The sequence below is a fragment of the Actinosynnema mirum DSM 43827 genome, from assembly GCF_000023245.1.
In the GTDB taxonomy this organism is placed as follows: domain Bacteria; phylum Actinomycetota; class Actinomycetes; order Mycobacteriales; family Pseudonocardiaceae; genus Actinosynnema; species Actinosynnema mirum.
This window is the reverse complement of record NC_013093.1, coordinates 6,273,853-6,299,495: the sequence shown is the minus strand read 5'-3', so window position 1 is coordinate 6,299,495 and position 25,643 is coordinate 6,273,853. Positions and strand designations below refer to the sequence as shown.

Annotated in this window: 25 protein-coding genes and 1 pseudogene; 10 read left to right on the top strand and 16 right to left on the bottom strand. The window is 72.7% G+C overall.

Annotated elements, in window-relative coordinates:
• Positions 1–35: 35 nt before the first annotated feature.
• From AMIR_RS26275 to AMIR_RS26265, 3 genes are all read right to left on the bottom strand, one after another.
• Positions 36–452: an Imm1 family immunity protein gene (locus AMIR_RS26275; protein ID WP_041837036.1), complete on the bottom strand. Its 417-nt coding sequence runs from the start codon at positions 450–452 to the stop codon at positions 36–38.
• The gene (locus AMIR_RS26270) at positions 440–1,186 is read right to left on the bottom strand and encodes a DddA-like double-stranded DNA deaminase toxin (RefSeq protein WP_015804005.1); all 747 of its coding nucleotides are present in this window, start codon (positions 1,184–1,186) and stop codon (positions 440–442) included. The genes AMIR_RS26275 and AMIR_RS26270 overlap by 13 nt, the downstream gene beginning before the upstream one ends.
• Positions 1,187–1,332: 146 nt before the next feature.
• On the bottom strand, positions 1,333–2,262 hold the full coding sequence (locus tag AMIR_RS26265; RefSeq protein ID WP_015804004.1) for an AraC family transcriptional regulator: 930 nt from the start codon (positions 2,260–2,262) through the stop codon (positions 1,333–1,335).
• A gap of 180 nt (positions 2,263–2,442) precedes the next feature.
• Between AMIR_RS26265 and AMIR_RS26260 the strand changes: the two genes are divergently transcribed.
• Complete coding sequence (locus AMIR_RS26260; RefSeq protein ID WP_187313446.1) at positions 2,443–3,330, top strand: zinc-dependent alcohol dehydrogenase family protein; 888 nt, start codon at positions 2,443–2,445, stop codon at positions 3,328–3,330.
• 873 nt (positions 3,331–4,203) lie between these two features.
• Here AMIR_RS26260 and AMIR_RS26255 read toward each other — a convergent pair.
• A complete protein-coding gene (locus AMIR_RS26255; protein WP_015804002.1) occupies positions 4,204–5,052 on the bottom strand; it encodes a class I SAM-dependent methyltransferase in 849 nt (282 codons plus the stop codon).
• 76 nt (positions 5,053–5,128) lie between these two features.
• On the opposite strand from AMIR_RS26255, the gene AMIR_RS26250 reads away from it, so the two are divergent.
• From AMIR_RS26250 to AMIR_RS26230, 5 genes are all read left to right on the top strand, one after another.
• Positions 5,129–5,698 carry a TetR/AcrR family transcriptional regulator gene (locus AMIR_RS26250; protein WP_015804001.1) on the top strand — a complete coding sequence of 190 codons (570 nt, stop codon included), beginning with the start codon at positions 5,129–5,131 and terminating at the stop codon, positions 5,696–5,698.
• Positions 5,699–5,752: 54 nt separating this feature from the next.
• Positions 5,753–6,325, top strand: coding sequence for an isopentenyl-diphosphate Delta-isomerase (idi, locus tag AMIR_RS26245; RefSeq protein ID WP_015804000.1), 573 nt, complete (start codon positions 5,753–5,755; stop codon positions 6,323–6,325).
• A 69-nt stretch (positions 6,326–6,394) separates the two neighbouring features.
• On the top strand, positions 6,395–7,069 hold the full coding sequence (locus tag AMIR_RS26240) for a DUF998 domain-containing protein (RefSeq protein WP_015803999.1): 675 nt from the start codon (positions 6,395–6,397) through the stop codon (positions 7,067–7,069).
• Positions 7,069–7,476 carry a type III secretion system chaperone family protein gene (locus AMIR_RS26235; protein WP_015803998.1) on the top strand — a complete coding sequence of 136 codons (408 nt, stop codon included), beginning with the start codon at positions 7,069–7,071 and terminating at the stop codon, positions 7,474–7,476. Before AMIR_RS26240 ends, AMIR_RS26235 begins: the two co-directional genes overlap by 1 nt.
• A 203-nt stretch (positions 7,477–7,679) precedes the next feature.
• Positions 7,680–8,009: a condensation domain-containing protein gene (locus AMIR_RS26230; RefSeq protein ID WP_015803997.1), complete on the top strand. Its 330-nt coding sequence runs from the start codon at positions 7,680–7,682 to the stop codon at positions 8,007–8,009.
• Here AMIR_RS26230 and AMIR_RS26225 read toward each other — a convergent pair.
• Positions 8,006–8,389, bottom strand: coding sequence for a winged helix-turn-helix transcriptional regulator (locus AMIR_RS26225; protein ID WP_015803996.1), 384 nt, complete (start codon positions 8,387–8,389; stop codon positions 8,006–8,008). The two genes, AMIR_RS26230 and AMIR_RS26225, sit on opposite strands and share 4 nt — an antisense overlap.
• A 143-nt stretch (positions 8,390–8,532) precedes the next feature.
• Between AMIR_RS26225 and AMIR_RS26220 the strand changes: the two genes are divergently transcribed.
• Positions 8,533–9,369, top strand: a complete 837-nt coding sequence (locus AMIR_RS26220; RefSeq protein ID WP_015803995.1) for an enoyl-CoA hydratase/isomerase family protein — start codon at positions 8,533–8,535, stop codon at positions 9,367–9,369.
• Positions 9,370–9,698: 329 nt separating this feature from the next.
• Here the strand turns inward: AMIR_RS26220 and AMIR_RS26215 are convergent, their stop codons facing one another.
• The 4 genes from AMIR_RS26215 to AMIR_RS26200 form a co-directional block, all read right to left on the bottom strand.
• Entirely contained in the window at positions 9,699–11,531 is a 1,833-nt protein-coding gene (locus AMIR_RS26215) for an ATP-dependent nuclease (protein WP_015803994.1), read from the bottom strand.
• A gap of 241 nt (positions 11,532–11,772) precedes the next feature.
• Positions 11,773–13,254 (bottom strand): glutamate-cysteine ligase family protein, encoded by a 1,482-nt coding sequence (locus AMIR_RS26210; protein ID WP_015803993.1) that lies wholly within the window; start codon positions 13,252–13,254, stop codon positions 11,773–11,775.
• A 69-nt stretch (positions 13,255–13,323) separates the two neighbouring features.
• The gene (locus tag AMIR_RS26205) at positions 13,324–13,980 is read right to left on the bottom strand and encodes a 4'-phosphopantetheinyl transferase family protein (RefSeq protein WP_015803992.1); all 657 of its coding nucleotides are present in this window, start codon (positions 13,978–13,980) and stop codon (positions 13,324–13,326) included.
• The gene (locus tag AMIR_RS26200; RefSeq protein ID WP_015803991.1) at positions 13,977–14,822 is read right to left on the bottom strand and encodes a metallophosphoesterase family protein; all 846 of its coding nucleotides are present in this window, start codon (positions 14,820–14,822) and stop codon (positions 13,977–13,979) included. Before AMIR_RS26200 ends, AMIR_RS26205 begins: the two co-directional genes overlap by 4 nt.
• 413 nt (positions 14,823–15,235) lie before the next feature.
• Here AMIR_RS26200 and AMIR_RS39615 point away from each other — a divergent pair.
• Positions 15,236–15,553: pseudogene (locus AMIR_RS39615) on the top strand (transposase); the annotation flags it as partial.
• 127 nt (positions 15,554–15,680) lie between these two features.
• On the opposite strand, the gene AMIR_RS26190 reads toward AMIR_RS39615, so the two are convergent.
• The gene (locus AMIR_RS26190) at positions 15,681–16,235 is read right to left on the bottom strand and encodes a TetR/AcrR family transcriptional regulator (protein WP_015803989.1); all 555 of its coding nucleotides are present in this window, start codon (positions 16,233–16,235) and stop codon (positions 15,681–15,683) included.
• A 98-nt stretch (positions 16,236–16,333) separates the two neighbouring features.
• On the opposite strand from AMIR_RS26190, the gene AMIR_RS26185 reads away from it, so the two are divergent.
• Positions 16,334–16,693, top strand: a complete 360-nt coding sequence (locus tag AMIR_RS26185; RefSeq protein WP_041837035.1) for a DUF4267 domain-containing protein — start codon at positions 16,334–16,336, stop codon at positions 16,691–16,693.
• Positions 16,694–16,792: 99 nt separating this feature from the next.
• Here AMIR_RS26185 and AMIR_RS26180 read toward each other — a convergent pair whose 3' ends face one another.
• The 5 genes from AMIR_RS26180 to AMIR_RS26160 are packed head-to-tail and all read right to left on the bottom strand — an operon-like array spanning position 16,793 to position 21,304.
• The gene (locus tag AMIR_RS26180; RefSeq protein WP_015803987.1) at positions 16,793–17,968 is read right to left on the bottom strand and encodes a histidine kinase; all 1,176 of its coding nucleotides are present in this window, start codon (positions 17,966–17,968) and stop codon (positions 16,793–16,795) included.
• Positions 17,965–19,686, bottom strand: a complete 1,722-nt coding sequence (locus AMIR_RS26175; RefSeq protein WP_015803986.1) for a sodium/solute symporter — start codon at positions 19,684–19,686, stop codon at positions 17,965–17,967. The genes AMIR_RS26180 and AMIR_RS26175 overlap by 4 nt, the downstream gene beginning before the upstream one ends.
• Complete coding sequence (locus AMIR_RS26170) at positions 19,683–20,117, bottom strand: DUF485 domain-containing protein (protein ID WP_015803985.1); 435 nt, start codon at positions 20,115–20,117, stop codon at positions 19,683–19,685. The genes AMIR_RS26175 and AMIR_RS26170 overlap by 4 nt, the downstream gene beginning before the upstream one ends.
• The gene (locus AMIR_RS26165) at positions 20,114–20,959 is read right to left on the bottom strand and encodes a LytR/AlgR family response regulator transcription factor (RefSeq protein WP_015803984.1); all 846 of its coding nucleotides are present in this window, start codon (positions 20,957–20,959) and stop codon (positions 20,114–20,116) included. The genes AMIR_RS26170 and AMIR_RS26165 overlap by 4 nt, the downstream gene beginning before the upstream one ends.
• Positions 20,960–20,995: 36 nt before the next feature.
• A complete protein-coding gene (locus AMIR_RS26160) occupies positions 20,996–21,304 on the bottom strand; it encodes a hypothetical protein (RefSeq protein ID WP_143760895.1) in 309 nt (102 codons plus the stop codon).
• A gap of 359 nt (positions 21,305–21,663) precedes the next feature.
• On the opposite strand from AMIR_RS26160, the gene AMIR_RS42920 reads away from it, so the two are divergent.
• Positions 21,664–22,281: a LysM peptidoglycan-binding domain-containing protein gene (locus tag AMIR_RS42920; protein ID WP_015803982.1), complete on the top strand. Its 618-nt coding sequence runs from the start codon at positions 21,664–21,666 to the stop codon at positions 22,279–22,281.
• Positions 22,282–22,622: 341 nt separating this feature from the next.
• Here the strand turns inward: AMIR_RS42920 and AMIR_RS26150 are convergent, their stop codons facing one another.
• Positions 22,623–25,580 carry an AfsR/SARP family transcriptional regulator gene (locus AMIR_RS26150; RefSeq protein WP_245554548.1) on the bottom strand — a complete coding sequence of 986 codons (2,958 nt, stop codon included), beginning with the start codon at positions 25,578–25,580 and terminating at the stop codon, positions 22,623–22,625.
• Positions 25,581–25,643 lie beyond the last annotated feature (63 nt).

The following is a 25,643-nucleotide window of genomic DNA, read 5'->3' as shown; positions in this document are numbered from 1 at the left end:
CGGGGGGCGGTGCGGTCTTCGGAGGGGCTGACCGCTCAGGCAGGTTGCCAACCGGGGGCGGAGGGCCGCGTGTCCACCGCGCTCCGGTACTCGTGGGCCGCGCGGCGCACCGCGTCGATGGGGATCTCGCAGTCGAGCGGGTACTCGGTGTCGGAGTTCATGTAGTAGTACAGGAGCTCGCTCACCGAAGGATCGGCCGCCGCGCCCTGGCTGTACCACGCGCCGCTCGGCGACCGGTAGAACAGCGACCCCAGCCCCGCGTCACCGTTCAGCCCGACGTTGAGGATCATCCGGCGCACGTCCAGGCTCGGCGGCCGGGCGACCTTCAGGTGCACGATGACCCGCCCGCGCATCGCGGCGACCTCGTCCAGCACGGCGTCCAGCTCGGCGGCGGTCCGGACGGGCACCGCGTCGTCCTGATCGTCGCCGTACCAGGCCTCTAGCTCCACCACGGCCGTGCTCCTCCCGTGTAGCGCACCCGGACGCGCATCCCCTTGTCGGTCTGGCCGTGCACGGTGAGTGTGCAGCCCTCGGGGAGGATGATCGGCACGAGGGTGTCGCACGAGTCGTCGAAACCCCGGCACGGCCGGTGGTTGATCACCAGGGTCACGTGGCGGATCCCGTTGGCCACCATGTGCGCGGCCAACTTCTGCTCCACGTCGGAGTTCCGGGTGGGCTCGTCGGGGATTCCCTTCGCCGCCAACTGCGCGTGAACCAGCGCAGCGTCCTCGTCCCGCCCGCTCACGATCGCCCGAACCCGCCCGTCCGGCCCGATCCACCGCCCGTGCGTCTTCTGCCCCGTCCCCGGCACCACGGGCGGCGGCAGCTCCCCGCGAAGCCGCTCGACCTCCTCAGCCGGAACCGCAGGCGGGCCGTCCCCGCCCTCCGGGACCGCCCCCGGACCCCCGCCCTCCCCGATCAACCGCGCGCGAACCGCCTCGAGCCGAGCCACAACCCCGGCCAGCGCAGGCAGCAACTCGTCCGCTATCCCGTCGACCACGTCCGCGATCGCCGACAGCGCCAGCGCCGACTCCCACTCCAGCCCCACCGCCCCCTCCAGGGCGATCGCCAGCAGCGAGAACGCTTCCTCCGCCAACTCCCGCGCGCGAACCAGCTCCGCCGCGCACCGCTCGACCTCGCCGACCACCACCGCCACCCGCTCGGCGACGTCCCCGATCGACCCCACCGCTCACCCCCGGGCGAGACCGCGCCTTCCTCCCCAAGGCTCGCAGCCCACCCCACCCGGCCACCCGACCTCCCCGCCGATCACCCGATCAGCCAGCCGTTTCACCCACCCGTGCCCGCTGCACCACCGAGCGCACCGCCGCCCTCTCAAGCCACCGGACAAGCCTCCCCGCCCGAATCCCCAACCCTCGCCACCAACCCCCGCCACCGTCCAGGCGAAACCCCCTCCGCCCGCCGAAAAGCCCGGCTCAACGCGGTGTCCGTCTCGTACCCCACCCGAACCGCGATCTCCTGCAACGTCCGCCCCTCCCGCAGCAGCGCCTTCGCCCGGTGCATCCGCCAGTACGTCAAGTGCGCCAACGGCGACTCCCCGGTCCGCTCCCGAAAAGCCGCCGCGAACGCCGACCGCGACATCCCCGCCCGCCCGGCCAGCGACGCCACCGTCCACGGGTGCGCCAGATCCCCGTGCATCGCCCGCGTGGCAAGGGAAAGCCGAGGATCGTGCAGCGCCGCCAACCACCCCGGCCGGTCGTCCCCCGACCCCGCGCACCAGGCCCGCATCACCTGCACCAGCAGCACGTCCCCCAACTTCCCCAGCACCAGCTCCGAGCCGAACCCGTCCCCCGACTCCAGCACCATCAGCTCCACCGTCGCCAGCACCCGCCGCAGGTTCCCGCCCCGCAACGACACCCGCAGCACGTCCGGCAACCGGGGCAGCAGCGGCTCGGCGGCCACCGCGTCGAACGAGAACGCCGCCACCAGCACCTCGCACCCCGCGCCCCCACCCCCGACCGCGACCTCCCGCGCGGTCAGCACCTCCCGCGCGGGCGCCGGAACCCGCTCGGCCACGTCGGACAACACGAACTCCGCACCCCCGCGCACCACCAGGCAGTCCCCGGCGCCGAGCTCCACGACGCCCCCGCCCTCGCTGAGCACGCACCGCCCCCGCGCCACCACGACCAGCCGCATCGGCGCGGCCCCGGAGAACGCCACCCCCCACGGCGCGGACGCCGTCACCCGGTGGTGGGACCGATGGGCCAGCCCCATCGTGGTCAGGATGTCGTCGACGGGGTCCACGCCACGCTCCCTGGACGATCGGGCAGGAAAAAGCGACGAAAAGGTATCACCAGTCCTGCTCCCCGTTCCTACCGTAGGAATCCACCCGAACGAGTGGAGACCCCGATGCGCGCGTTCCGCCTGACCGACCACCGCTGGACCCCGGTGGACGAACCCACCCCGACCGCAGGTCCGGGCGAGGTGCTGGTCAAGGTCAAGGCCGCGTCCCTGAACCACCGCGACGTCCTGATCCGCGCAGGCAACTACGCCGCACAACCCACCCCAGGCGTGATCCCCCTGTCGGATGGCGCAGGCGAGGTAGTAGCACTCGGTGATGACGTCACCAGGTTCGCCGTGGGAGACCGCGTGGTGGGCGCCTTCCTCCCCGGCTGGACCACCCAACCCGTCCCCACCAGCGGCGAGCAGTACTCGATCGACGTCGACGGCTGGCTGGCCGAGCACCGCGTGATCCCCGAGGAAGCCCTGGCCGCGATCCCGACCGGCGTCGACGACGAGACCGCCGCGACCCTCCCGTGCGCCGCGACCACCGCGTGGGTAGCGCTGCACGGCGTCGGCGAGGGCGACGTCGTGCTCACCCAGGGCACGGGCGGAGTGTCCCTGTTCGTCGTGCAACTGGCGGTCGCACGCGGCGCGCGGGTCGTAGCCACGACGTCCACCGCCCCCAAGGCCGACCTGCTCGCCACCCTCGGCGCGGAGGTCATCAACCGGGTGACGACCCCGGACTGGCCGTCCGAGGTGTGGACCCGCTTCGGCGGCGCCCACCGCGTGATCGAGGTCGGCGCGGGTTTGACGCGCTCGCTCAGCGCACTGCGCCCGTTCGGCGAGGTGGCCCTGGTCGCGCCGTCACGCGAGGAGGTGCGCACGTCCGCGATCTTCCGCACCCGCGCGACCCTCCGGTCCCTGGCGGTGGGAAACCGCCTGGAACTGGAAGCGGTAGCAGCCGAAGTGGCCCGCCTGAACCTGCGCCCCGTCATCGACGGCGTGTTCGACTTCGAGGACGCGGAGAACGCGCACGCACGCCAAACCGAAGACGACCGAGTCGGAAAGATCGTAATCCGCGTCGGCTAGGCCTCCAGACCACGCGCCACGCGCCGTCACGCCGCACGCCGCCCGCCGCACGCCCAAATCAGACGATCGTCGAACCCACCCACCTGCACGCCGAGGAAGAACACCCGATCCCGGCCTAGATGAGTGCACGACGGTCTTCACGTCGCCCAGCACCGAGTTGCGCACGGCGACGCCCACGTCGAGCAGCGAAGGCAACCTCCACGCACACGCCGCCGCTGCCCAGACCCGTGCAGGCCGGTTGAACGGTCCGTTCACCCCTCAGCCCGTACCTGCGCTCACGCTCACCCCCTGGTTGAACGGACCGTTCAACCAGGGGGTGAGTGAACGGCCCGCTCACCTACACATGGTTGAACGGTCCGTTCAACTGCGTGTGAGCAACTGGAGGTGAGTGAACGGCCCGTTCAACTGGGCATGTCAACTGGGCATGGTTGAACGGACCGTTCAGCGGGGCGCGGTTGAACGGTCCGTTCAACCGTTATGCCCGTGCTTGAGCCCCGTTGAACGGTCCGTTCAACCGTCATGCCTGTGCTTGAGCCCGGTTGAACGGACCGTTCAACCGTCATGCCCATGCTCGAACCCGGTTGAACGGACCGTTCAACCACCGCTGCTGAGGCCGGTGCCAGTGCTTGCGCTCGTGCTCGGTTAAATGGTCCGTTCAACCGCCGTGCCTATCCTTGAACCCGGTTGAACGGTCCGTTCAACCGCCGTACCCACGCTCGAACTCGGTTGAACGGACCGTTCAACCGGCGAGCTTGCTCGCTCTCGGTTGAACGGACCGTTCAACCATGGGTGAGTGGGCCGTTCACCCGGTGTCAGGCAGGCCGCAGGGGCATCGTCAGGCAGGCCGCAAGGGCATCCCGTTGTTCAGTGGCGCTATTCAGCGCTGCGTCGGGCGATGACCGTTTCGCAGGTGTAGGTCACCGTCAGCTCCCCGCCCACCGAGTCGATCGTCGCCCCGACCTCGTCAAGCACCCGCGTCAGCAACTCACGCGGCATCCGGGTGAACAAACCGGTCGTCGGCAGCAGGTCCAGCCACTCGTCCCGCTGGTACACCCGCTCCCAGGGGAATCGCAGCCGGATCGGTTCCTCGAAGGCGTTGGTCGTCTTGATGCCCACGACCGCCCGGTCGCCCAGCGGCGAGTAGTCGCCGCCGAAGGCCCCGGCGCCCTTGCCCAAGTCACCGGGCAGCAAACCCCGGCACACCTCGTCGAACCGCTCGCCCACCTCGCCCGCCACCCGCGCCGCGTTCCAGAAGATCGCCAGCACCCCACCCGGACGCAGCACGTCGGCGGCACGTGCGGCTCCCGCGTCAGGGGCGATCCAGTGCCACGCCTGGCCGCACACGGCCGCGTCAAAGCGTCGCCCCGCCGTCTCCCACTCCTCGAACCGCGCGACCTCCACCGGAATCCCACCCCTGCGGGTGAACTCAGCCATCCGGGCATCCGGCTCGACTCCCAGCACCCGGCAACCGGCGTCCCGGAACTGCCGCGCGACGATCCCGGTCCCGCAGCCGACGTCCAGCACGTCCAGCACGTCCAGCACCCCCGGCGCGTCCCCGACCCCCGCGCCGCCCCCCACCCCCACACCACCGGAAAGTGCAGCTAACACCGCCTCCACCACCCCGGATGGGTAAGAGGGACGGGTTCGGTCGTAGCGGTCCGCGTCCGTGCCGAACGACTCGGCGATCTCGCGGGCGTCGTGCGGCGACTCATGAATGGGCATCCGCCCACTCTAAGTGGGCATCCGCCCACTCAACCGTCCCCGGCTAAACTGCCCCCCGCCCGAGAGGAGACCCGGAGTGCCCACAGGCGTGGCGATCCAGGACGCGCGCAACCAGCTCTTCGACGCCGCCGAGCGAGTCCTGCTCCGCGACGGCCCCAGCGGCCTCACCAGCCGTGCCGTCACCACCGAGGCGTCCTTCGCCAAGGGCGTCCTGCACCGCCACTTCGCGGACTTCGACGCGTTCCTCGCCGAGTTCGTCCTCGACCGCGCCGCCCGCCCCACCCCCGAGGTCGAGAGCCTCCCCGACCAGGTCGGCCGCGCCGAGGTGGTCGACAACCTCACCTCCGCCCTCACCGCCCTCTACGCCTCGGCCGCGGTCGCCGTCGTCCCCCTGCTCACCTTCCGCACCGCCCTCCGCGACCGCCTCCGCGACGCCTGGCCCGCAGGCGTCCCGGTCCTCACCGACGCCGCCGTCCGCATCACCGCCTACCTCGACGCCGAGCGCGCCGCGGGCCGCCTCCCCGACACCCTCCCCGCCGACGCCCTCGGTCCCGCGCTCGTCGGCTCCACCCACCTCCTGCACACCGGCCCCGGCGCCACCGAGGACGCCGTCCGGCGCGTCGTCGCCACGGTCCTGCGGGTGTGATCACCCCATCGCGCGGTCGCCGTCCGGGGGAGCGCTGTGGCAGGGTGATCAACCGTGGAACGGGTTGTGCTGCTGGACGAGACCGGTGCGGCCGTGGGCGAGGCCGACAAGGCGACTGTGCACCACGAGGAGACGCCGCTTCACCTGGCGTTCTCCAGCTACCTCTTCGACCGGGGCGGCAGACTCCTGCTGTCCCGGCGAGCGCTGCACAAGAAGACCTGGCCGGGCGTGTGGACCAACTCGTGCTGCGGTCACCCCGCGCCGGGCGAGGACCTGGAGGCCGGGGTGCGGCGGCGGCTCGCCGAGGAGCTGGGGCTCCCGGACGTCGGGCTGGACCTGGTCCTGCCCGGCTTCCGGTACCGCGCGGTGATGGACAACGGGGTGGTGGAGAACGAGATGTGCCCGGTGTACCGGGGCGTGATCGACACCGAACCGGCGCCCAACCCGGACGAGGTGGACGACGTCGAGTGGGTCCCCTGGGCCGACTTCGCGCCCGCCGTCCTCTCCGGAGCCCGGCCGATCTCGCCGTGGTGCCTGCTGCAGGTGGAGGCGCTGGCCGAGCTGGGCGACGACCCGCTGAAGTGGCCCGTCGGCTCCCCGGCCGACCTGCCGCTCGCGGTGCGCTGACCCCCGCGCGGCTCCTGTCGGTTTCCTGAACCGGGGAACCCCGCAGCCCGCGCGCCCGTTTTGCCCGTTGTGCTGAACGCGGAGATCGCTGCGCCCTCCCGGTTCGTCGGACCGGGGGGCGCCCTGGCCGTGGTGCTGACCGTCGCCCTGATCGGCGGCCTCGACCTGCACCGCGCCGTCACCAACCCCTACAGCCTGCGGCGGACCATCAGCGAGTACGCGCTGGGCCCGCAGAAGTGGGTGTTCGACGTCGGCGTGCTGCTGCTCGCGGCCGGGTCGGTGGCGATCCTGGTCGCGCTGGTGCGGGCCGGGGTGGCGCGGTGGTGGTCGCCGGGCGCGGTGGCGATGGCGCTGTGGTCGGCCGGGTTGACGCTGGTCGTGCTGTTCCCCAAGCACAACTGGGCGATGGGCGGGCCGAGCGCGAGCGGCACGGTGCACCGGGTGGCGAGCGTGCTCGCGTTCCTGAGCCTGCCGGTGGCGGCGCTGCTGCTGTCGAGGCCGTGGCTGCGCTCGGCGGCGTGGGGCGCGCACGCGCGTCGGGTGTTCGCGCTGGGCTGGCTGTCGGTGCTCGCGCTGAGCCCGCTGGTGTACGCGCTGCTGGTGGACGCGTCGGGCGGCACGGCGTGGTGGCGGGTGTTCCCGCTGGGGTACGTCGAGCGGGTGCTGGTGCTGGTCGAGGTGGTGGCCGTGCTGGCCGCCGGATCGTGGGCCATCGCGGTGGGGAAGCGCCCTAGAGTGGCCTGATGGCTACTTGGGGTGATCTGGCGGCTTACGTCCGCGACCAGTACGACGTCATCGCCCAGGAGGATGACGAGATCCGCATCCTGTTCACGTTCGATCACCTGGACGAGGAGGACGAGCGGACGCAGGTGATCATCCTGGTCCGCGAGGTGCTCGACCGGAAGCACGAGTGGGTCCAGATCGCGACCCCGATGGGGTTGGCGTCGGCGGTGGACCTGAAGGCGCTGCTGGAGGAGATCGGCCACTCGTCGATCGCGTGCGGCGCGGCGATCATGGGCGAGCACGTCGTGCTGCGCCACTCGCTGCCGCTGCAGACGTTGGACATCCACGAGTTCACCGACCCGCTGGCGCTGGTCGCCGGGACGGCGGACACCCTGGAGGAGCAGTTCTTCGGCGGTGACAATTACTGAGGCGGTGACCCGCGGGTCGAGGACCACCGGCCCGGCCGCCGGTGGGGCGCGTCCCTTCGGACAACCGGAGTGATCTGCACCGCCTCCGGCTATCGCGACCGGGGTTCCGGGCGATACCCAGCCACGGGGGTCGCGTCACACCCCTGTAACACGCCACTCTAAGGCTAGGTTAGCCTTACCTAAACGGAGAAGGTGGTTGTTCGGTGTCCACGACCCCGGTCGTTCCTGCCGCGTCCTACGAGTCGATGACGGTTCGGGTCAGGGCGGGCCTCGGGGAGGACCGGCTCGCCGCCGCCGTCGAGGCCCTCACCGCCCGGCACTCCGAGCTGTCGGACGGCGGCACCAGCTCGCGCCGGGTCGTCGTCGGGGGCGATCCGGCGCGGGCGCGCGGTGGCGAGGCGCTCAGCGTCGTGTGGGTCGACGCGGGCGCCGAACCCGGCCGCCTCGTGCTGTCCGTGCGCCAGGACGTGCTCGCCGCGCTCCCGTGGCGCGTCCTGCTGCCCGAGCTCGCCTCGGAGTGGAAGACCCACTAGCGCTCCCCGTCGTACGCCCGCCGCGCGCGCTCGACCTCCCCGGAGTGCTCCAGCGTCCACTCCAGCAGCTGCCAGAACGGCTCCCGCAGCGACCGCCCCAGCGGCGTCAGCGCGTACTCCACCCCCACCGGAGACGTCGGCAGCACCCGCCGCTCCACCATCCCGTTGCGCTCCAGCCGGCGCAGGGTGTGCGTGAGCACCCGCTGCGTCACGCCCTCCAGGCGGCGCTTGATGTCGTTGAACCGGCGGGGTTCGTCCTCCAGCACGGCGAGCGCCATCATCGACCACTTGTCCGCGATCTGGTCCAGGATCGGCCTGCTCGGGCAGTCCACCCGGAACTCCGGCGCCTCGCGCGAACCGATCGCCCGACCGTCCCCCACCGTCTACCTCCATCGGTATCACCGCTGTGCCCTGAGCACCTTGATGTGCGTTGTTGACGCAGGTCAGAGGCTATCCCAGGGTGGTGTCCGACAGGAATCGACCGGCCCTTCCGGACGCCGGTCAGACCACGGGGAGAGCACACATGACCCACGCGCCGCTGCGGGTGCGCGCCGAGAACGGCGTCGTCCGCGTGACCGTCGACAACCCGCCGGTGAACGTCCTCGACGCCCGGCTGATCACCGAGCTGAAGCGGCTCCTCGTCGCGCTGCGCTCGGACGAGTCGGCGCGGGTGATCGTGTTCGACAGCGCCGACCCCGAGTTCTTCCTGGCGCACGTCGACATGACCACCACGCCCGAGCAGGTCGTGGAGCTGTCGGCGGACCTGCCCGAGGGCGTCAACGCGTTCCAGGCGCTGGGGGAGCTGCTGCGCGGGCAGCCGCAGGTGAGCATCGTGAAGCTGGCGGGCAAGGCGCGCGGGGGAGGCGCGGAGTTCGTCGCGGCGGCGGACCTGGTGTTCGCGGCGATCGGCCGGGCCGGGCTCGGGCAGGTCGAGGCTCCGGGCGGGATCGTGCCCGGCGGCGGCGGGACGCAGTACGTGACGGCCAGGACGGGGCGGAACCGGGCGCTGGAGATCGTGCTGGGCGCGGACCTGTTCGACGCGGAGACGGCGGAGCGCTACGGCTGGGTGAACCGCGCGCTGCCCGCCGACGAGCTGGACGCCTTCGTGGACCGCCTGGCGGCGAACATCGCGGCCCTGCCGGAGGGGGTGATCGCGGCGACCAAGCGCGCGATCCCGGCGGAGGACCTGTCGGCGGGGCTGGTGCGCGAGCACGAGGAGTGGGCGGGGCTGTTCGCGCGGCCCGCGGCGGGGGAGCTGCTGGCGGGGATGATGGCGGCTGGTGCGCAGACCCGTGAGGGGGAGCGGGATCTGGAGGGGCTGGCGCGCGGGGTCGGGGCGCGGGTGGCGGCGAAGGGCTGACGCCTAGCACCCCTCGGGCGGTGGCGCACCTGTTTCCGCGCCACCGCCACGGGAACCCGCTAATGGGTCTTGAGCCTGCTCAGGGGCCGTTTTTGTCAGGGGTGCGCGGTACAAATGTCCACGGGAGGAAGCGATGGGTGATGCGAGAGAGCGCGAGGCAGTAGTTAGCCCGAACGGGTGCCGCTGGTGCGGGGTAGACGAGTTTAGCCACGCTCAGCGGTGGGCCCCCGAGGTGAAGTGGCACGTGTGGGCCGCACCCGCCGCAGAGCAGCGCAAGGAGCGCATGCTCGCTCGGCGGAGGGCCCGTCTCCCCGGCCCCGCTGAAGACCTCAGTTCGCCAGTTCCTTCAGATCGGCGAAGGCGTCCCGCAGCCCCTCTGGTACCTGTTCCGGACTCTTCAGGCGGTTGACGACCGCCATCACCAGAGCGGGCTTGCCTGAAGGAGAGGTCTCTCCCTCCTCCTTCAGCATGGTGACAACACCCTCGCTGAACTTCCTGCCGGTTCGGTGAGCGGCGAAGTCATCCGGACTCCAGGGAGCTCCGTCCACGCGCGGCCACTGCGCATTAGCGGTCTCCGCCCAGGTGGCGTCGTCAAACAACTCCTCAAGCTCCATGACGCCCTGGCGCTTGCCCAGGAACTTGACGACCTTGTGGTAGCCCTCCCGGCCGAAAACCCTCTGCAGAGCGGCTTCCCGGAACATCCTGTCCTTGACCTCGCAGTCGGCGTCGATCAGCAACACCACGGTTCGCCCGTGCTCGTGCAGGTAGCTCGCCAGATCCAGCGCGCCGGAGTTCCCATCGCAAGCCCACAGCGCGATGCCTGCCGACTGGAGTTGCAGGCCCTCGGAGAGCTTGAACAGGACCGGGATGGCCTTCTGCTCGGTTTCCCCTTCCACGGCCAAGAAGCACCGCTCGTGCAGCAGCACCGAATTGCGCAGACCGACCGCAGTGGCGATGGACTGCAGGTGCAGGTCGAACCCATCGTGTCCGGTGGCCGCACCCAGCCGCTCGACGCGAGTGCGCCTCGTCCCGTCCAGTTCGAGCCGCACGACGTCCTGCAGGTCCACGCCGTCGATCAGGTTCATGGAGTGGGTGGCCACCACCACGCTGGTATTCGGCACCCGGCACTGCTCGCGGATCAGCTCCATGACTTCCCGCTGGTAGTGGTAGTCGAGGTGGGTGTCGGGCTCGTCGTACACCACGATCGTCGGCACCGGCGGGCCGTTCTCCGCCAACATCTCCTCGTCCTGCTGCTCCTCGACCAGGATGTCGGTGGACGCCTCCCAGACCGCCAGCGAGATCCGCCGCGCGCTGCCCTGACCGGATCGGTCCAGCCGGACCTGCTCTCCTGTCGAGCGCCTCAACCGCAGCGAGGCCGAGCGCAGGCGAGGGCTCATGGAGATGTCGGGCTTCACCGCGACCTCGGTGATGTCCTTGCAGCGTCGGGTGATGTGGTCGACGAGCGGCTGCGCCTGAGCGACGAGCCAGTCCTGCGCGTCGCCCTCCAGCACTTCGATCTGCTTGCGGGTGCTCTCCTCCTGCAAGTACCCCTTCAGCTGCTGCCCCAGGATCTCTGCGACTGCGGCTTCCGGGTCCAGCGTCTTGCCCGTGAACGTCACGACGTGCGGCAGGCGGTTGGTCAGGTTCGGCGGTGCGCCCGTCCACCCCTCGCCGCTGGAGTGCCCCCGCGCGTACTCCTGTACCGCCGCCAGCAGTTCGGGCTTGTTGCCGGGTGACTGCGGGCGAAGGCCGTACTTCTGCACCAGCTCCCTCAAGTCCGAGACCTTCGACCGGGAGAGGTCGCGCAGGTCCTCGTCGTCAGGGATCGGCCCCCACACCTCGTAGCGCGCGTCCTGGTCGTACTCCATGATCCGGCGCAGCTTGATCACGGCGGGCAGCGAGAACTTCTCCTGCTCCCACTCGTCGAGCAGGAACCGGCCGCTGACGTCGATGTCGGCGCGCCCACCGTCGGACTCGCCCTCCAGGTAGGTGCGGTCGTCCTCGATGGGGGAGTAGCGGCCCAGCAGGAACTTCACCGCGTCGAGCGCTGATGACTTGCCGCCGTCATTGGGTCCGGCCAAGATCGTCGGACTCCCGATGGGGATGTCCTCGACCTCGGCCAGCGAGCGAAAACCGCGAATCGAGAAGTTTGCAAGGTGCACCGGCGAACCATCCAGGGCGAGTTGACTGACAGGCCTGACCCCGACGCCGCACCACGTGGAGAGCGGCTTCCAGCAGCCTAAGACGGCTTGATCAAAACCTGATAATCGACACGCCGAGTAATCGTCCTATGCACCCTTGTGGGTGAACAAGCTGGATCGTATGCGCTTTATGTAACAGCAATTGTGCGGACTTGGTCAGACTTTGTGCGTGGTACCGCCGTTCAGGTGGCGATCCGCACCCTCACCCCGCCACCGGCCACGAGTGCACCGGCTCGTTCGTGTGCATCAGATCCCGGTACCCCCGCAGCACCCGCCGCAGCGCCTCCGGCCGCTCCAGGGACGTCCCGTCGTACGCCCGGTGGAACGCGCGCGTCTGCCACGTCGCCCCGTTCACCCCGCGCAGGCACCGCTGCTCCACGATCCCCAGCAGCCGGTCCCGCTCCCGCTCGTCCACGCCGAGCCCGACCAGCCCTTCGTGCGCCAGCGGCAGCAGCCGCCGCAGCACCAGCTCCACCACCGGGACCGTCCCCAGCCCCGGCCAGTACACCTGCGCGTCGATCCCCCGCCGCGCCCCGGCCAGGAAGTTCTCCTCCGCCGCCGAGAACGACATCTGCGACCACACCGGCCGCTCGTCCTGCGCCAGCGCGTGCGCCAGCCCGTAGTAGAACGCCGCGTTCGCCATCGTGTCCACGACCGTCGGCCCGGCGGGCATCACCCGGTTCTCCACCCGCAGGTGCGGCCGGTCGTCCACCACGTCGTACACCGGCCGGTTCCACCGGTAGATCGTCCCGTTGTGCAGCCGCAGCTCCGCCAGCGACGGCACGCCGCCGTCCGCGAGCACCCGCTCCGGGTCCTCCTCGGCGCAGATCGGCAGCAGCGCCGGGAAGTACCGCACGTTCTCCTCGAACAGGTCGAAGATCGACGTGATCCACCGCTCCCCGAACCACACCCGAGGCCGGACGCCCTGCTCCTTCAGCTCGTCGCTGCGGGTGTCCGTGGCCTGCTGGAACAGCGCGATCCGGGTCTCCGGCCACAGCTCCTTCCCCAGCAGGAACGGCGAGTTCGCCCCGACCGCCACCTGGACGCCCGCGATGGCCTGCGCCGCGTTCCAGTACGCAGGGAACCGCTCAGGCGACACCTGCAGGTGGAACTGCGTGCTCGTGCACGCCGCCTCCGGCACGATCGAGTCCGCGGTCATCTGCAACCGCTCGGCCCCGTCGACGTTGATCTCCAGGTCCTCGCCGCGCGCCGCCAGCACCTGCTCGTTGAGCAGCGCGTAGCGCGGGTTCCCGGACAGCGCGTCCACCGCCATGTGCCTGGCCTGCAACGTCGGCAGCGTCCCGACCATCACCATGTGCGCGTCGACCTCCCGCGCCCGCTTCTCCGCCTGGTTCAGGCTGGTGCGGACCGTGGCCTCCAGCTCCGCGAACCCGCCGCCCGCCAGCTCGCGCGGCGGCACGTTGATCTCCACGTTCCACTGGCCCAGCTCGGTGACGAAGTCCGGGTCGGCGATGGCCTCCAACGCCTCGGCGTTGCGCATCGCCGGGTCCCCGGCCTCGTCCACCAGGTTCAGCTCGATCTCCAGCCCGGTCATGGGCCGGTCGACCTCGAACCGCTCCTCTTCCAGCATCCGGGTGAACACGTCCAGGCACCGCCGCACCTTCGTGCGGTAGCGCGTCCGGTCCTCGCGGCTGAACTCGTGCCGCTCGACGTCGTCGCCCACTGCGCCCCTCCACCACCGCGCCCGGTGCGCGGCCCCTGCCGAGGCCGCTTCCGGATCGCGGCGCACGGGTCAGCGAGCGGGTACCGCGATCGCGGTCACCACAAACCCCTCCCGCGCCAACCACCTGCCGGTGAACCCGGACACCACGCGCCCGTCCACGACCGGGTGCTCCACGAGCACGCGCGCGGTGAACGTGCCGTCGCGGCCGAGCACCAGCTCGGCGTCCTCGAAGCCCAGCCACCGCCGGGTCAGCGGGAACCACGACTTGTACACCGACTCCTTGGCGCTGAACAGCAGCCGGTCCCAGTGCACCGACGAGTCGCGTCCCCCCAGCAGCGCCACCATGTCCTGCTCGCGCGGGAGGGCCACCGCCGCCAGCACGCCCTCCGGGGTCGGCTGGTTCGGCTCGGCGTCGATGCCCAGCGTCCACACGGCCTCGGTGCGCGCGGCGACGGCCGCCCGGTACCCGTTGCAGTGCGTGATGCTGCCGACCACGCCCTCCGGCCACCCCGGTTCCCGCTTCGGGCCGGGCAGCAGCGGCACCGGCGGGAACCCCAGCTTCGCCAGCGCCCCGCGCGCGCAGTGCCTGCCCGTGGTGAACTCGCGGCGCCGCTTGTCCACCGCGCGCGCCACGTGCTCCTCCTCCTCGGGCAGCAGCACGGCCTCCGGCGGGTCGCCGAACGCCTCCACCGCGGCGACCCCGTCCGGCAGCAGCTCCTCGATCACCGCGCGTCCCCTTCCCGCAGCACGTCCAGCAGCGGAGCCCCGGTCCAGCCACGCGGTTTCCACTCGCGCGGGTAGCCCAGCGACACCTCGTCGAAGCGCACCCCGTCCACCCGGATGGTGCGCGGGATGTGCAGGTGCCCGTACACCGCGACGGCCGCGCGGTACTTCAGGTGCCAGTCGGCGGTCAGCTCGGTTCCGCACCACAGCGCGAACTCCGGGTACCGCAGCACCAGCGTGGGGTCGCGCACGAGCGGCCAGTGGCTGATCAGCACCGTCCGCAGCTCGTGGTCGACCTCGTCCAGCCTGCGCGCGCTCTCCGCGATCCGGGCGCGGCACCACTCGTCGCGGCTCGGGTGCGGGTCCGGGTGCAGGAAGTACTCGTCGGTGCACACCACCCCGGCCTCGACGGCCTTGGCCAGCGCGGACTCCTTGTCGGTCGTGCCCGCCGGCCGGAAGGTGTAGTCGTACAAGGTGAACAGCGGCGCGACGGCCACCGGACCGCCCTCGCCGTCGAACACCGGGAACGGGTCCTCGGGGGTGTGCACGCCCAGCGAGCGGCACATCTCCACGAGCTGCCGGTAGCGCACCTCGCCCCGGCTCTGCACCGGGTCGTCCTTGGTGGTCCACAGCTCGTGGTTGCCCGGCACCCAGACGACCTCGCGGAACCGCTTGCGCAGCAGGCCGAGCGCCCACTCGACGTCGTGGAACTTCTCGCCCACGTCACCGGCGACGATCAGCCAGTCGTCCGGCGATGGCGCGGTCAGCTCGGTGACGAACTCCCGGTTCTGCTGGTACGTCACGTGCAGGTCGCTCGTCGCGAGCAGGCGTGGTCGGCGTGTCACGAAGCCGAGGGTAGCCAGCGCGGCAAAGACCGTTCATCCGCTCGTCGTGCCTGGGGTGCCGCCCAGCCTCGTCAGGGGTCCGCGCGACGCTGGAGGCGTCCGCTCGGCGCGCGGGCGGTTATAGCCGACCGACCGACTTCCTAGCGTGATGGTCGTCACGATCGCGTTCTCGGAGGAGCCTGATGAGCGAGCAGATCCCCAGCTCCGCCACCGCGCCGCAACCGTTCGGCCGAACGGTGGGCGCGGAGATCGTCCGCCACGCGCGCCAGCACGCCCACCCGGCCGTGGCCCCGCGCCGCCCGGCGGAGGACGCGGCCCTCGCGGCGCTGCTGCGCGCCCGCCAGCGCAGCGGCGAGGGGCAGCAGTGGAGCAGGCGACCGCAGGAGCCGCCAACGCGGCCCGCGCAGGCGGACGTGGTGGAGCGGTTGGCGTCCCGGATAGTCCCGCCCGCGCTGTGGACGGCGGTGGAACCGCTGATCCCGCCCGCGAAGGTGCGGCGGCAGGGGGGTGGTCGCGGGCGCGTGTCGGACCGGGCGGTGTTCACCGCGATCGCGTTCGTGCTGACGAGCGGGTGCGCCTGGCGGCACCTGCCCGCGACGTTCGGGGTGACGGTGCCGACGGTGCACCGGAGGTTCCAGGAGTGGACCGACACCGGGTTGTGGATCAGGCTGCGGCGGATCGCGGAGGAGGGGCGGTTCGAGGACGCGGACTGGCTGCGGATGATCGTGGAGGCGGCGGAGCGGCGGGGCACTCGGGCGACCGGATGAGTTCCCGGCGGTAGTCGGCGGGCGGACCGGGTGTCGGCGGCGATCACCCGGAAGGCGGTGGGGCGCGGGCGTTCCCGAAGGTTCGGGGGTGCTACGGCCGCGCCCCGGCCAGCTCCACCAGCGCGGCCAACCGCGCGTCCCGCCTCGCCTCGGGCAACCGGCCGCCTCGGGCCAGCAGCACCTGCCCGTGCAGCGCGCCCCAGACGACCTCGGTGAACACGTCCGGGTCGCCCTGGGGGCTCAGGGGCGCCAGGACGTCCCGCAGCGCGGTGAACGCGTCGCGCAGCGGCTGCGGGGTGTCCGGCGCGTCGAACGCGAGCGGTGCGGAGAGGGTGAACATCGCGTCGTAGCAAGCCGGGTTGTCCTCCGCGAACCCGGTGTAGGCGCGCGCGAGCCCGACCAGCCCGTCCGCGCCCCCGAGCCGCTCGGCGAGCTCCGCGAACCCCTCGACGGCGACCGCCGCGATGATCGCGTCCTTGCCGGAGAAGTGGCTGTACAGCACGGGTTGGCTGTACTCGATCAGCTCGGCGAGCCGCCGCGTGGTGACCGCCTCCCACCCCTCGGCCTCGGCCAGTTCGCGCGCCGCCCCGACGATCGCCCCCCGCCGCTCCGCCCGTTCCCGCTCCCGGCGCTGCTGTGCTGACATGGGGGCGATCCTAGCGCTGCTAGCCAACTGATCGCTGCTAGTGCTAGCGTTGATCGAAAATCTAGCAACGCTAGGAGGGTGCTGTGCACTCGTTAGCCGTGGTTCTGACCGTCGCCGCCGCGCTGGGCATCATCGTGATCGGCGGGTTGTACCTGCTCGTGCCGCAGCGCATCGCGAGCACGTTCGGCCTGCCCGTCCGGCCGGAGGAACCGGGGGAAACCGGCTGGCTGAACCTGAAGGGCGTGCGCGACGTGGTCTCCGGGCTGGTGATCCTGATCCCGCTTGCCCTGGGGCACCCGGATTTGACCGGCTACGTGCTCCTGGCCGCCGCCCTCACCCCGGTCGGCGACATGCTGACCATCCTGCGGCACAAGGGGAACCGCGCGTTGGCGTACGGGATGCACGGCGGCACGGCGGTGGTCGTGGCGCTGGCGGGGGTGCTGTTGTTGGTGGGGTGACGAGGGCTAGTCCTGGTGGGGAGTGGGTTCGTCGTCCAGCACTTTTCGCGCGTAGGCGCGCAGTGACCATCTTCGCGATCTGCGGAGCAGCACCCCCCGCTAGTCCGCGTGCACCCCAGCCCGGTACTTCGGCACCCGCACGCTCACCTTCGTCCCCAACCCCTGCGCGGTCTCCACGACCAACCCGTAGTCGTCCCCATAACACCGCCGCAACCGCTCGTCGATGTTCCCCAACCCGATCCCCGCCGTGGCCCCCACCTTCCCCGCCAGAGTCCGCCGCAGCGCGTCCGGGTCCATCCCGATCCCGTCGTCCTCCACGGTGATCCGAGCCTCGTCCCCCGCGTCCTCCGCCGTGATCGAGATCAGCCCCGGCCCGACCTTCCCCTCCATCCCGTGCCGCACCGCGTTCTCCACCAGCGGCTGCAAGCACAGGAACGGCACCGTCACCGGCAGGACCTCCGGGGCGATCTGCAGCGTCACCTGCAACCGCTCGCCGAACCGCGCCCGCTCCAGCGCCAGGTACTGGTCGATCGACCTCAGCTCCTCCGACAGCGTCGTGAAGTCCCCCGCCCGCCGGAACGAGTACCGCGTGAAGTCCGCGAAGTCCAACAACAACGTCCGCGCCCGCTCCGGGTTCGTCCGCACGTACGACGCGATCGCCGACAGCGAGTTGTAGATGAAATGCGGCGAGATCTGCGCCCGGAGCGCCCGCACCTCCGCCTCCACCAACCGGGTCCGCGACCGGTCCAGCTCCGCCAGCTCCAGCTGCCCCGACGCCCACCGCGCCACCTCGTTGGTCGCCCGCACCAACCCCGCCGACGCCTCCCGGCTGTACGCCGCCAGCACCCCGACCACCCGCCCCTCCACCGTCAACGGCGCCAGCACCGCCGTGTGCACGGGGCAGTCCGCCTCCACGCACGACACGTCGAACGCCCGCGTCCGCCCGGTCGCGAACACCTCCCGCGCCAACCCCAGCGCCTCCGCCGAGTGGTGCTCCCCGGCGCCCTCCCAGGCGACCACCTGCTCCTCGTCGGTCAGCGCCAGCGCAGGCGTCCCCAGCAGCGTCCTCAGGTGCCGCGCCGACTTCCGCGCCGCGTCCGGCACCAGCCCGGCCCGCAGCGGCGGGGCCGCCGACCACGCCGTGTGCAGCGTCTCGAACGTGATCCGCTGCTCCTGCGTCACGAAGTCGTTGCGCCGCTTGGACGTCCACCACAGCGTCACCACCACCGCGACCCCGGCGAGCAGCACCGCGCCCGCCGTCCCCAGCGCCGTCACAACCGGTCCTGACTGCGCAGTCCCAGGTTCTCCGGCGCGTGCAACCGCACCATCACGTGGTTCACCCCCGGTGGCACCCGCTTCGGCGTCGCCAGCGACACCGCGTACATGACCACGAACCCCAGCGGCGCCGTCCACGCCGCCGGGCGCGCCAGGAGCGCGTGGTACCAGGCGTCGCTCGGTCCCGCCGCGATCGTCACCATCCCGGCCGCCAGCGCCGGGACCCCGCCCGCGAGCATCCCGGCGACCGCGCCGACCGTCGTGATCCGCGTGCTCCAGATCCCCAGCACCAGCAGCGGGCACAGCGACGACGCCGCCACCGCGAACGCCAGCCCCACCACGTCCGCCACCGGCACCCGCCCCAGCAGCGGCGTCACCAGCAGCGGCGCGGTCACCGCCACCAGCGTCGCCAGCCGGAACCCGCGCACCCCGCGCAACCGCAGCACGTCCCGGCTCAGCACCCCGGCCAGCGACACGATCAACCCCGACGAGGTCGACAGGAACGCCGCCACCGCCCCGCCCGCCACGAGCGCCCCCAGCAGCTGCCCGCCGAGCCCGCCGACGACCCGGCTCGGCAGCACCAGCACCACCGCGTCGGTGTCCCCGGTCATCAGCAGCTCCGGCGTGTACAACCGCCCGAGCGCCCCGTACAGCGGCGGCATCAGGTAGAACACGCCCAGCAGCCCCAGCACGATCAGCGTGGTGCGCCGCGCCGCCCGGCCGTTCGGGTTGGTGTAGAAGCGCACGATCACGTGCGGCAGCCCCATCGTGCCCAGGAACGTCGCGATGATCAGCGAGTACACCGAGTACAGCCCGAACCGCTCCACGCCGCTGCTGGGCAGCGACCAGCCCGCCCCGGTGGTCTGCGGGATCGACTTCAGGTGCGGCACCGCGGCCCCCTGCGGGAACACCAGCCGCGACCCGGCCGCGATGGTGTGCTCGCCGCCCTCCAGCAGCACCAGCCCGTCCACCCGCTCGCCGTCGACCTCGCCCGCGCCGCTGAACCCGACCGGCTCCCGCACGTCGACCACCGTCGTCCGCTCGAACGACACCGACGTCTCGCGCGGGAACACCGGGAAGTCCTCCGTCGACACGCCCCGCGCGCCCTGCGCCTGCCACGCCAGCACCAGGAACACCGCGGGCACCGCGATCGCGGTCAGCTTGAGCCAGTACTGGAACGCCTGCACGAACGTCACGCTGCGCATCCCGCCGGACAGCACGTTCGCCGTCACCACCACCGCCACCATCGCCGCGCCCACCCAGCTCGGCGTGCCGATGACCGTGTGCAGGGTCAGCCCCGCGCCCTGGAACTGCGGCAGCAGGTACAGCCACCCGATGCCCAGCGCCAGCCCCGACGCCACCGCCCGCACCACCGGCGAGCCGAACCGGGCCTCCGCGAAGTCCGGCAGCGTGTACGCGCCGCTGCGCCTGAGCGGGGCCGCGACCAGCGCCAGCAGCACCAGGTAGCCCGCCGCGTAGCCGACCGGGAACCACAGCATGTCCGGCCCGTGCGCGAACACCAGCCCCGCGATGCCCACGAACGACGCCGCCGACAGGTACTCGCCGCCGATCGCCGAGGCGTTCCACCACGGGGACACGGTCCGGGACGCCACGAAGAAGTCCGACGTCGTCCGCGACACCCGCAGCCCGTACCCGCCGACCAGCATCGTGCCCAGCACCACCAGCAGCACGGCGACCAGGCCGTACGTGCTGCTCACGAACGCTCCACCAGCTCGGCGAACTCGGCCTCGCCGCGCTCGGCCTGCCGCACGTAGAACCAGCCCGCCCCCACCAGCACCGGGAACACCAGCACGCCCAGCAGCAGCCACGGCAGCTGCAACCCGAGCAGCCGCTGCTCGGCGACGCCGGGGACGAGCGCGAACAGCAGCGGCAGCGCGGAGACCGCCCCGCACACCACCGCGCACAGCGTGAAGCCGAGCCTGCGCTGCGAGCGGATCAGCGACCGCATGTAGACCGCGCCGAGCTCGCTCTGCTCGTCGATCTCGCGGGACGCGGGGTAGGGGCGGGGCGCGCGCGGGGCGCGGGTGCGGGGGCTGGTCACCACGACGCGCTGGGTGGGCGCGGGCGCGGGACCGTGCTCGCGGCCACCCGGACCGCCCGAGCCCGGCTCCCCGGACCTCCGGCTCACGACGGCTGCCGGTTGCGCCGCACCAGGAGCTGCCGCAGGTGCCGGGCGTGCCGCCTGCTCACCGGCAGCACCGCCCCCCCGATGTTCACGCTCAGGTGCCCGTCCTCCAGCCGCAGCTCGTCGATGTGCCCGAGCGACACCAGGTGGCTGCGGTGGATGCGCACGAACCCGGCGCTGCGCCAGCGCTCCTCCAGCCCGTTCAGCGCCGCCCGCACCAGCCCGCTGCCGGTCGCCGTGTGCAGCCGCGCGTAGTCGCCGTGCGCCTCCACGTAGCGGATCTCCGCGAGCCGGATGAACCGGGTGATCCCGCCCAGCTCCACCGGGATGACCTCGTCGCCCACGTCCGGCGCCCGCTCGACCGGCGCGGCCTGCGGCGCGGGCTGCTCGACCGGCCTGCTCTCCAGCACCTCGTGCACGATCCGGTGCACCGACTCGGCCAACCGCTCCTGCCGCACCGGTTTCAGCAGGTAGTCGAGCGCCTTCAGCTCGAACGCCTCCACCGCCGGCTCCTGGTGCGCGGTCACGAACACGATGGGCGGCGGCTGCGCGAACCGGGACAGCACCCGCGCCAGGTCCAACCCGTCCAGGCCCGGCATCCGGATGTCCAGGAACACCGCGTCGACCGGCTGCCCCGCGTCCATGGCCCGGTGCAGCGTGCGCAGCGCCTTGGTCGCGTCCCCGACCGCCTCCACGTGCCCGACCCTCGGATCGGACCGCAGCAGGTAGACGAGGTCCTCCAGCGCGGGCGGCTCGTCGTCCACGGCGAGCACCCGCAACGGCCGCCCGAGCGCCCCCCGGCGTTCGGGCCCCTCGCACAGAGGACAGGGCAGACCTGAGGTCATGGACATCCAATGCGGTGTTCTCGGCGGCGTCGACGATTAGACCATCGGGCGGCCATCCTCGTCCTTGGAGGGCGTCCAGGGCAATGGTCGCAGCGCGTCCCGCACGTCGCGCAGCGCCACCTCCAGCTCCAGGTGCGCCTCCTCGGCGCGCCGCGCCGCCGTCCCCACCGACCCCGCCGTCGCCGCCCCCACCAACCGCGCCGCCGCGCACCGCAGCACGTGCGCCGACTCGGCCAGCCGGTCCGCCTCGCCCGCCAGCGCGCCCAGCGCCTCCAGCAGCTCCCCGATGGTCGCGGGCCGTGACGACATCACCCCGGCTCGCTGCTCCTCTGCCAGTGGGTTCACCTCCCCGTGTCACGCCGGTGACGGGGAACCGATCGTGCCGCCGGGCACGCACGGGGGTCAACGGCGCGGGGGAGTGGTCTCAATCGGCTAAACCCGCACCACCCGCCAACCACCCCGGCGCGTCACGCGCGGTCACCGCTTCGGGTTGCTCGTCGCGCGGATCGCCCTCGCCTGTCCTTACGGTCCAGCCAGTGATCACGTGGCCCAGGTCACGTGGTCGCACCACCGGGAGGCTCGGGCACCGGCGCCCCTGCCCTCCGAACTCCCGGTGCGGACGCAGCCGACCGAGAGCGTGGACCGGCAGGGCAGGGGAAGTGCTCGACGTGCTCCATACGGTGCGGCGGTTCGAGGTGGATCAAATGGACGGTCTCCGGGACGAGCGGCGCTCACGCGTCCTCACCAGGCTGGTCGCCTGCGCGGTCATGGGGCTCATCTCCGGCGCTCTGGCGCTGGGCACGGCCACCACCGCGTCGGCCCAGGGTGCGGATTGGGACGCCATCGCGCGCTGTGAGAGCGGGGGCAACTGGTCGATCAACACCGGCAACGGCTACTACGGAGGGCTCCAGTTCAACCCCGGCACGTGGGCCGCCAACGGCGGTAGCGGGATGCCGCACCAGGCATCGCGCGAGGAGCAGATCCGCGTGGCGGAGAACGTGCTGCGCTCCCAGGGCATCGGCGCCTGGCCGCACTGCGGCCGTGGCAAGGCGACCGGGGCGGCCCCGGCGGCCGTCACCGCCCCCGCGACGGGCGCGCCCGCCGCGGCGACGCCCGTGGCAGCCGCTCCCGCGCCCGTCGTGGCCTCCGGCTCGACCGACAACCCGGACGGCGACTACACCATCCAGCCCGGCGAGACCCTGTCGTCCATCGCCGACAAGCACGGGATCGCGGGCGGGTGGCGAGCGCTGGTCGAGAAGAACCCCGAGTTCCTGACCAATCCCGATCTGATCTACCCCGGCCACCGGATCACCCTCCGGTAACCGGCTCCCGGTGGGGTGGCGCGAAGGCCCCGCCTCACCGGTGACCAAGCTCCGACCGCCCCAGGTCGCCCCACGGACCCGCGCCGCCTTCGCGGTGACGAGCCCGAGAGCGGAGCCGCCGATCACCCGCACGGTCCACGCCCGTTCCGCCGCGCCCGCGCGGTGGAGCCCACCCGCCACGAGGAGAACCACCTGGACCCTTCGACCGCAGTGCGCCGGGACCCCACATCCCGGCGCGGCCCGATCACCGCGCGACCGTCCTCCGCGCGGTGATCGGGCCGGCTGACCAGGGCGGCCTCGCGGTCGCCCTTTTCTCTTGCGCGACAAGGGTTTCGCGCGGCTCAGCCCAACGCGGCCAGCAGCGACTCGGCGGCCTGCCGCAGCCCGCCGTACCCGGTCTCCCCGGCCAGCCCGATGCCGATCCGCGCGTGCCGCACCGCGTCCCCGCGCCGCCCGGCGGCCAGCAGCGCGGGCGCCAGCAGCACGTGGGCCTGCACGACCCCGTGCCGGTAGCCGACCCCGCCGGACAGCTCCAGCGCCCGCAGGTGCGCCGCGACCGCCGCCTCGGGGTTCACCAGGTGCCGCTGCACCAGGCCCAGCGCGTTGTGCACGTCCGCCTCGATCCGGGGGCTGCCGCCCAGCTCCTGCACCAGGGCCAGCGCCCGCTGCGCGGTCCGCAGCGCCTCGCCGTGCTCCCCGGCCAGGCACAGCGCGGCGGCCAGGTGCGCGGTGGTCTCCGCGTGCGGCGGCCGGGCCCCGGTGCGGGCCCACCCGTCCCGCGCCTCCCGCAGCAGGTCGACCGCGCCGGGGTGGTCGCCCCGCGCGCCCCGGCACCGCCCGCGCAGGTCCGCGCCGGACGCCGCCAGGTTCACCGCGCCCACCCGCAGCGCCAGCCCGTGGCCCTCGCGCAGCAGCGCCTCGGCGGCGTCGAGCTCCCCGCGCGCCAGGCGGACCGCGCCGAGCCCGATCAGCCCGGCGCACCGGGCGTGCGCCAGTTCCCCTGACGCGCCAACGACTTCCCGGAACCGGTCCTCGGCCTCGGCCAGCTCGCCCACGTCCAGCGCGACCACGCCCGCGACCCCGGCGAGCAGCCACACCGCGCGCCCCACCGGGTTCCCCGAGCGGGCTGCGTCGCGGGCGGCCCGCAGGTCGCCGAGGTTCCGGTGCGCCGCCACCAGGTGCGCCAGGACCACGCCCCCGGCCTCGGTGTCCCCGGCCGCGCGCGCCGCGTCGCCCGCCGCGCGCACCGCGTTCAGGAACCCGCCGTGGTGCCCGTGCGAGCCCAGGAACCCGCCGACCGCCTCGACCAGCGACCAGGCCATCGGCAGCGGCCCCAGGCGCGCGCACCGCTCGGTGGCCGCCAGCAGGCTCGGCCGCTCCGCCTCCAACCAGGCGCGCGCCGTGCGGGCGTCCGGCAGGTCTGCCCGCCCGCGCGCGGGCCGGACCTCGGGGAACAGCACGTCGCCCACGTCGGAGGCGGTGCTCAGGTACCAGTCGAACAGCCTGCCGCGCGCGGCCTCCAGGTCGTCACCGGCGGCGCGGGCCCGTTCGGCCGCGTACTCGCGCAGCAGGTCGTGCACCGCGAACCGCTCGTCGCCCACGCGCTGCACCAGGTTCGCCGAGGCCAGCTCCTCGGCGAGCGCGCGGGCGGTGGCCTCGTCCGCGCCCAGCAGGGCGGCGGCGCCGAACGCGCTGAAGTCCGGGCCGGGCAGCAACCCGGTGAGGCGGAACAACTTCGCGGCGTCCGGCCGCAGCGCGGCGTGCGACAGGTCGAACGCCCGGCGCACCGCCGCGCTGTCGTCGTCCGGGACCGCCAAGGCGGACAGGCGGTCCCCGCCGCGCAGGTCGTCCACATAGGACCGGATGTCGGTGGTGTGCGCGCCGACGAGGTTGCCGAGCGCGATCCGCAGCGCCAGCGGCAGGTAGCCGCACAGCCGGGCCAGCTCGCGCAGCGCGTCGCCCTGCTCGTCGGCGGCCTCGGGGGCGAGCGAGCGGGTCAGCAGCATCCACGCCTCGTCGCCGCGCAGCACGTCCAGCCGGACCGCCGCGGCCCCGACGTCCCCGGCCAGCTCGTTCCGGCTGGTGATCACCACGGAGCACTCGGGGACGTCCGGCAGCAGCGGCAGCACCTGGGCGGCGGAGGCCGCGTTGTCGAGCGTGATCAGCACCCGGCGCCCGCGCAGCCGGTCGCGGTAGGCGCGCACGAGCTCGGCCTCGTCGGCGGGGATGCTGTCGGGGCGCGCGCCGAGGGCCCGGAGGAACCGGCCGAGCACGGTGGTGGTGCTGAGCGGCGGTGACGTGGAGTGGCCGCGCAGGTCCGCGTACAGCTGCCCGTGGTGGTAGCGCTCACGCACCGAGTGACCGACCGTCACCGCGAAGGCGGTCTTCCCCACGCCTGGCGGCCCGCACACGGCGACGACGGCGGCGGGCCCGGCGAGCAGGGCGGTGACCCGGTCCAGCTCGTCGGCGCGCCCGACGAAGTTCCCGACCGGCGCGGGCAGCTGCGACACCGGGGCCCACCCGGAGGGCAGCGGCCCCCGGAGCGCGGGGTCGCCGGTGAGGATCGAGTGGTGCACGGCCCTGAGCGACTCGCTGGGGTCGACGCCGAGCTCGCGGGCGAGGGCGGTGCCGGCCTGGCGGTAGGCGTCGAGCGCGTCCGCCTGGCGGTCCGCGCGGTGGAGCGCGACCATGAGCTGCGACCAGAACCGCTCGCGCAGCGGGTGGCGCGCGGTCAGCCGCCGCAGGTCCGGCACCAGCTCGGCCCCGTGCCCGAGCCGCAGCCGGGCGTCGACCAGCTCGGCCGTGACCCGCAGCTGCTCCTCGACCAGCGCCGGGACCTCGTCGGCGTGCAGGGCCTCGGACGGCACGTCCGCGAGCGCCGGGCCGCGCCAGCAGTCGAGGGCCCGCTGGTAGTGCTCGACGGCGGAGCCGAAGTCCTTGGCGGAGGCGGCGAGCGCCCCGTGCGCGGCGTGGTCGGCGAACCGGTGCAGGTCGACGGCCCCGTGCGGCAGGCTGATCAGGTAACCGGAGGGCGTGGTGTGGACGAGCTGCGGCTCCCCGAGCGCCCGCCGCAGCCGCATGACGTAGACGGCGAGCGTGTGCGCCGCACGGGCGGGCGCCCGGTCACCCCAGACGGCCCGGACCAGCTCGGCCGACGACACGGCCCGGTTGGCGGCCATGACCAGCGAGGCGAGCACGATCCGCTGCTTGGGCGCGGTGACGGCGACGACCACCCCACCCCGCCGCACGAGCAGCGGCCCGAGCACCCCGACCTCGTCGTCGCCAAACCCGATCCCCAAGTCCCAACCCATCCCGCGCTCGTAGGCCCCGAAAGATCATCGCTGGTTCCGGGAGCGGGGGAG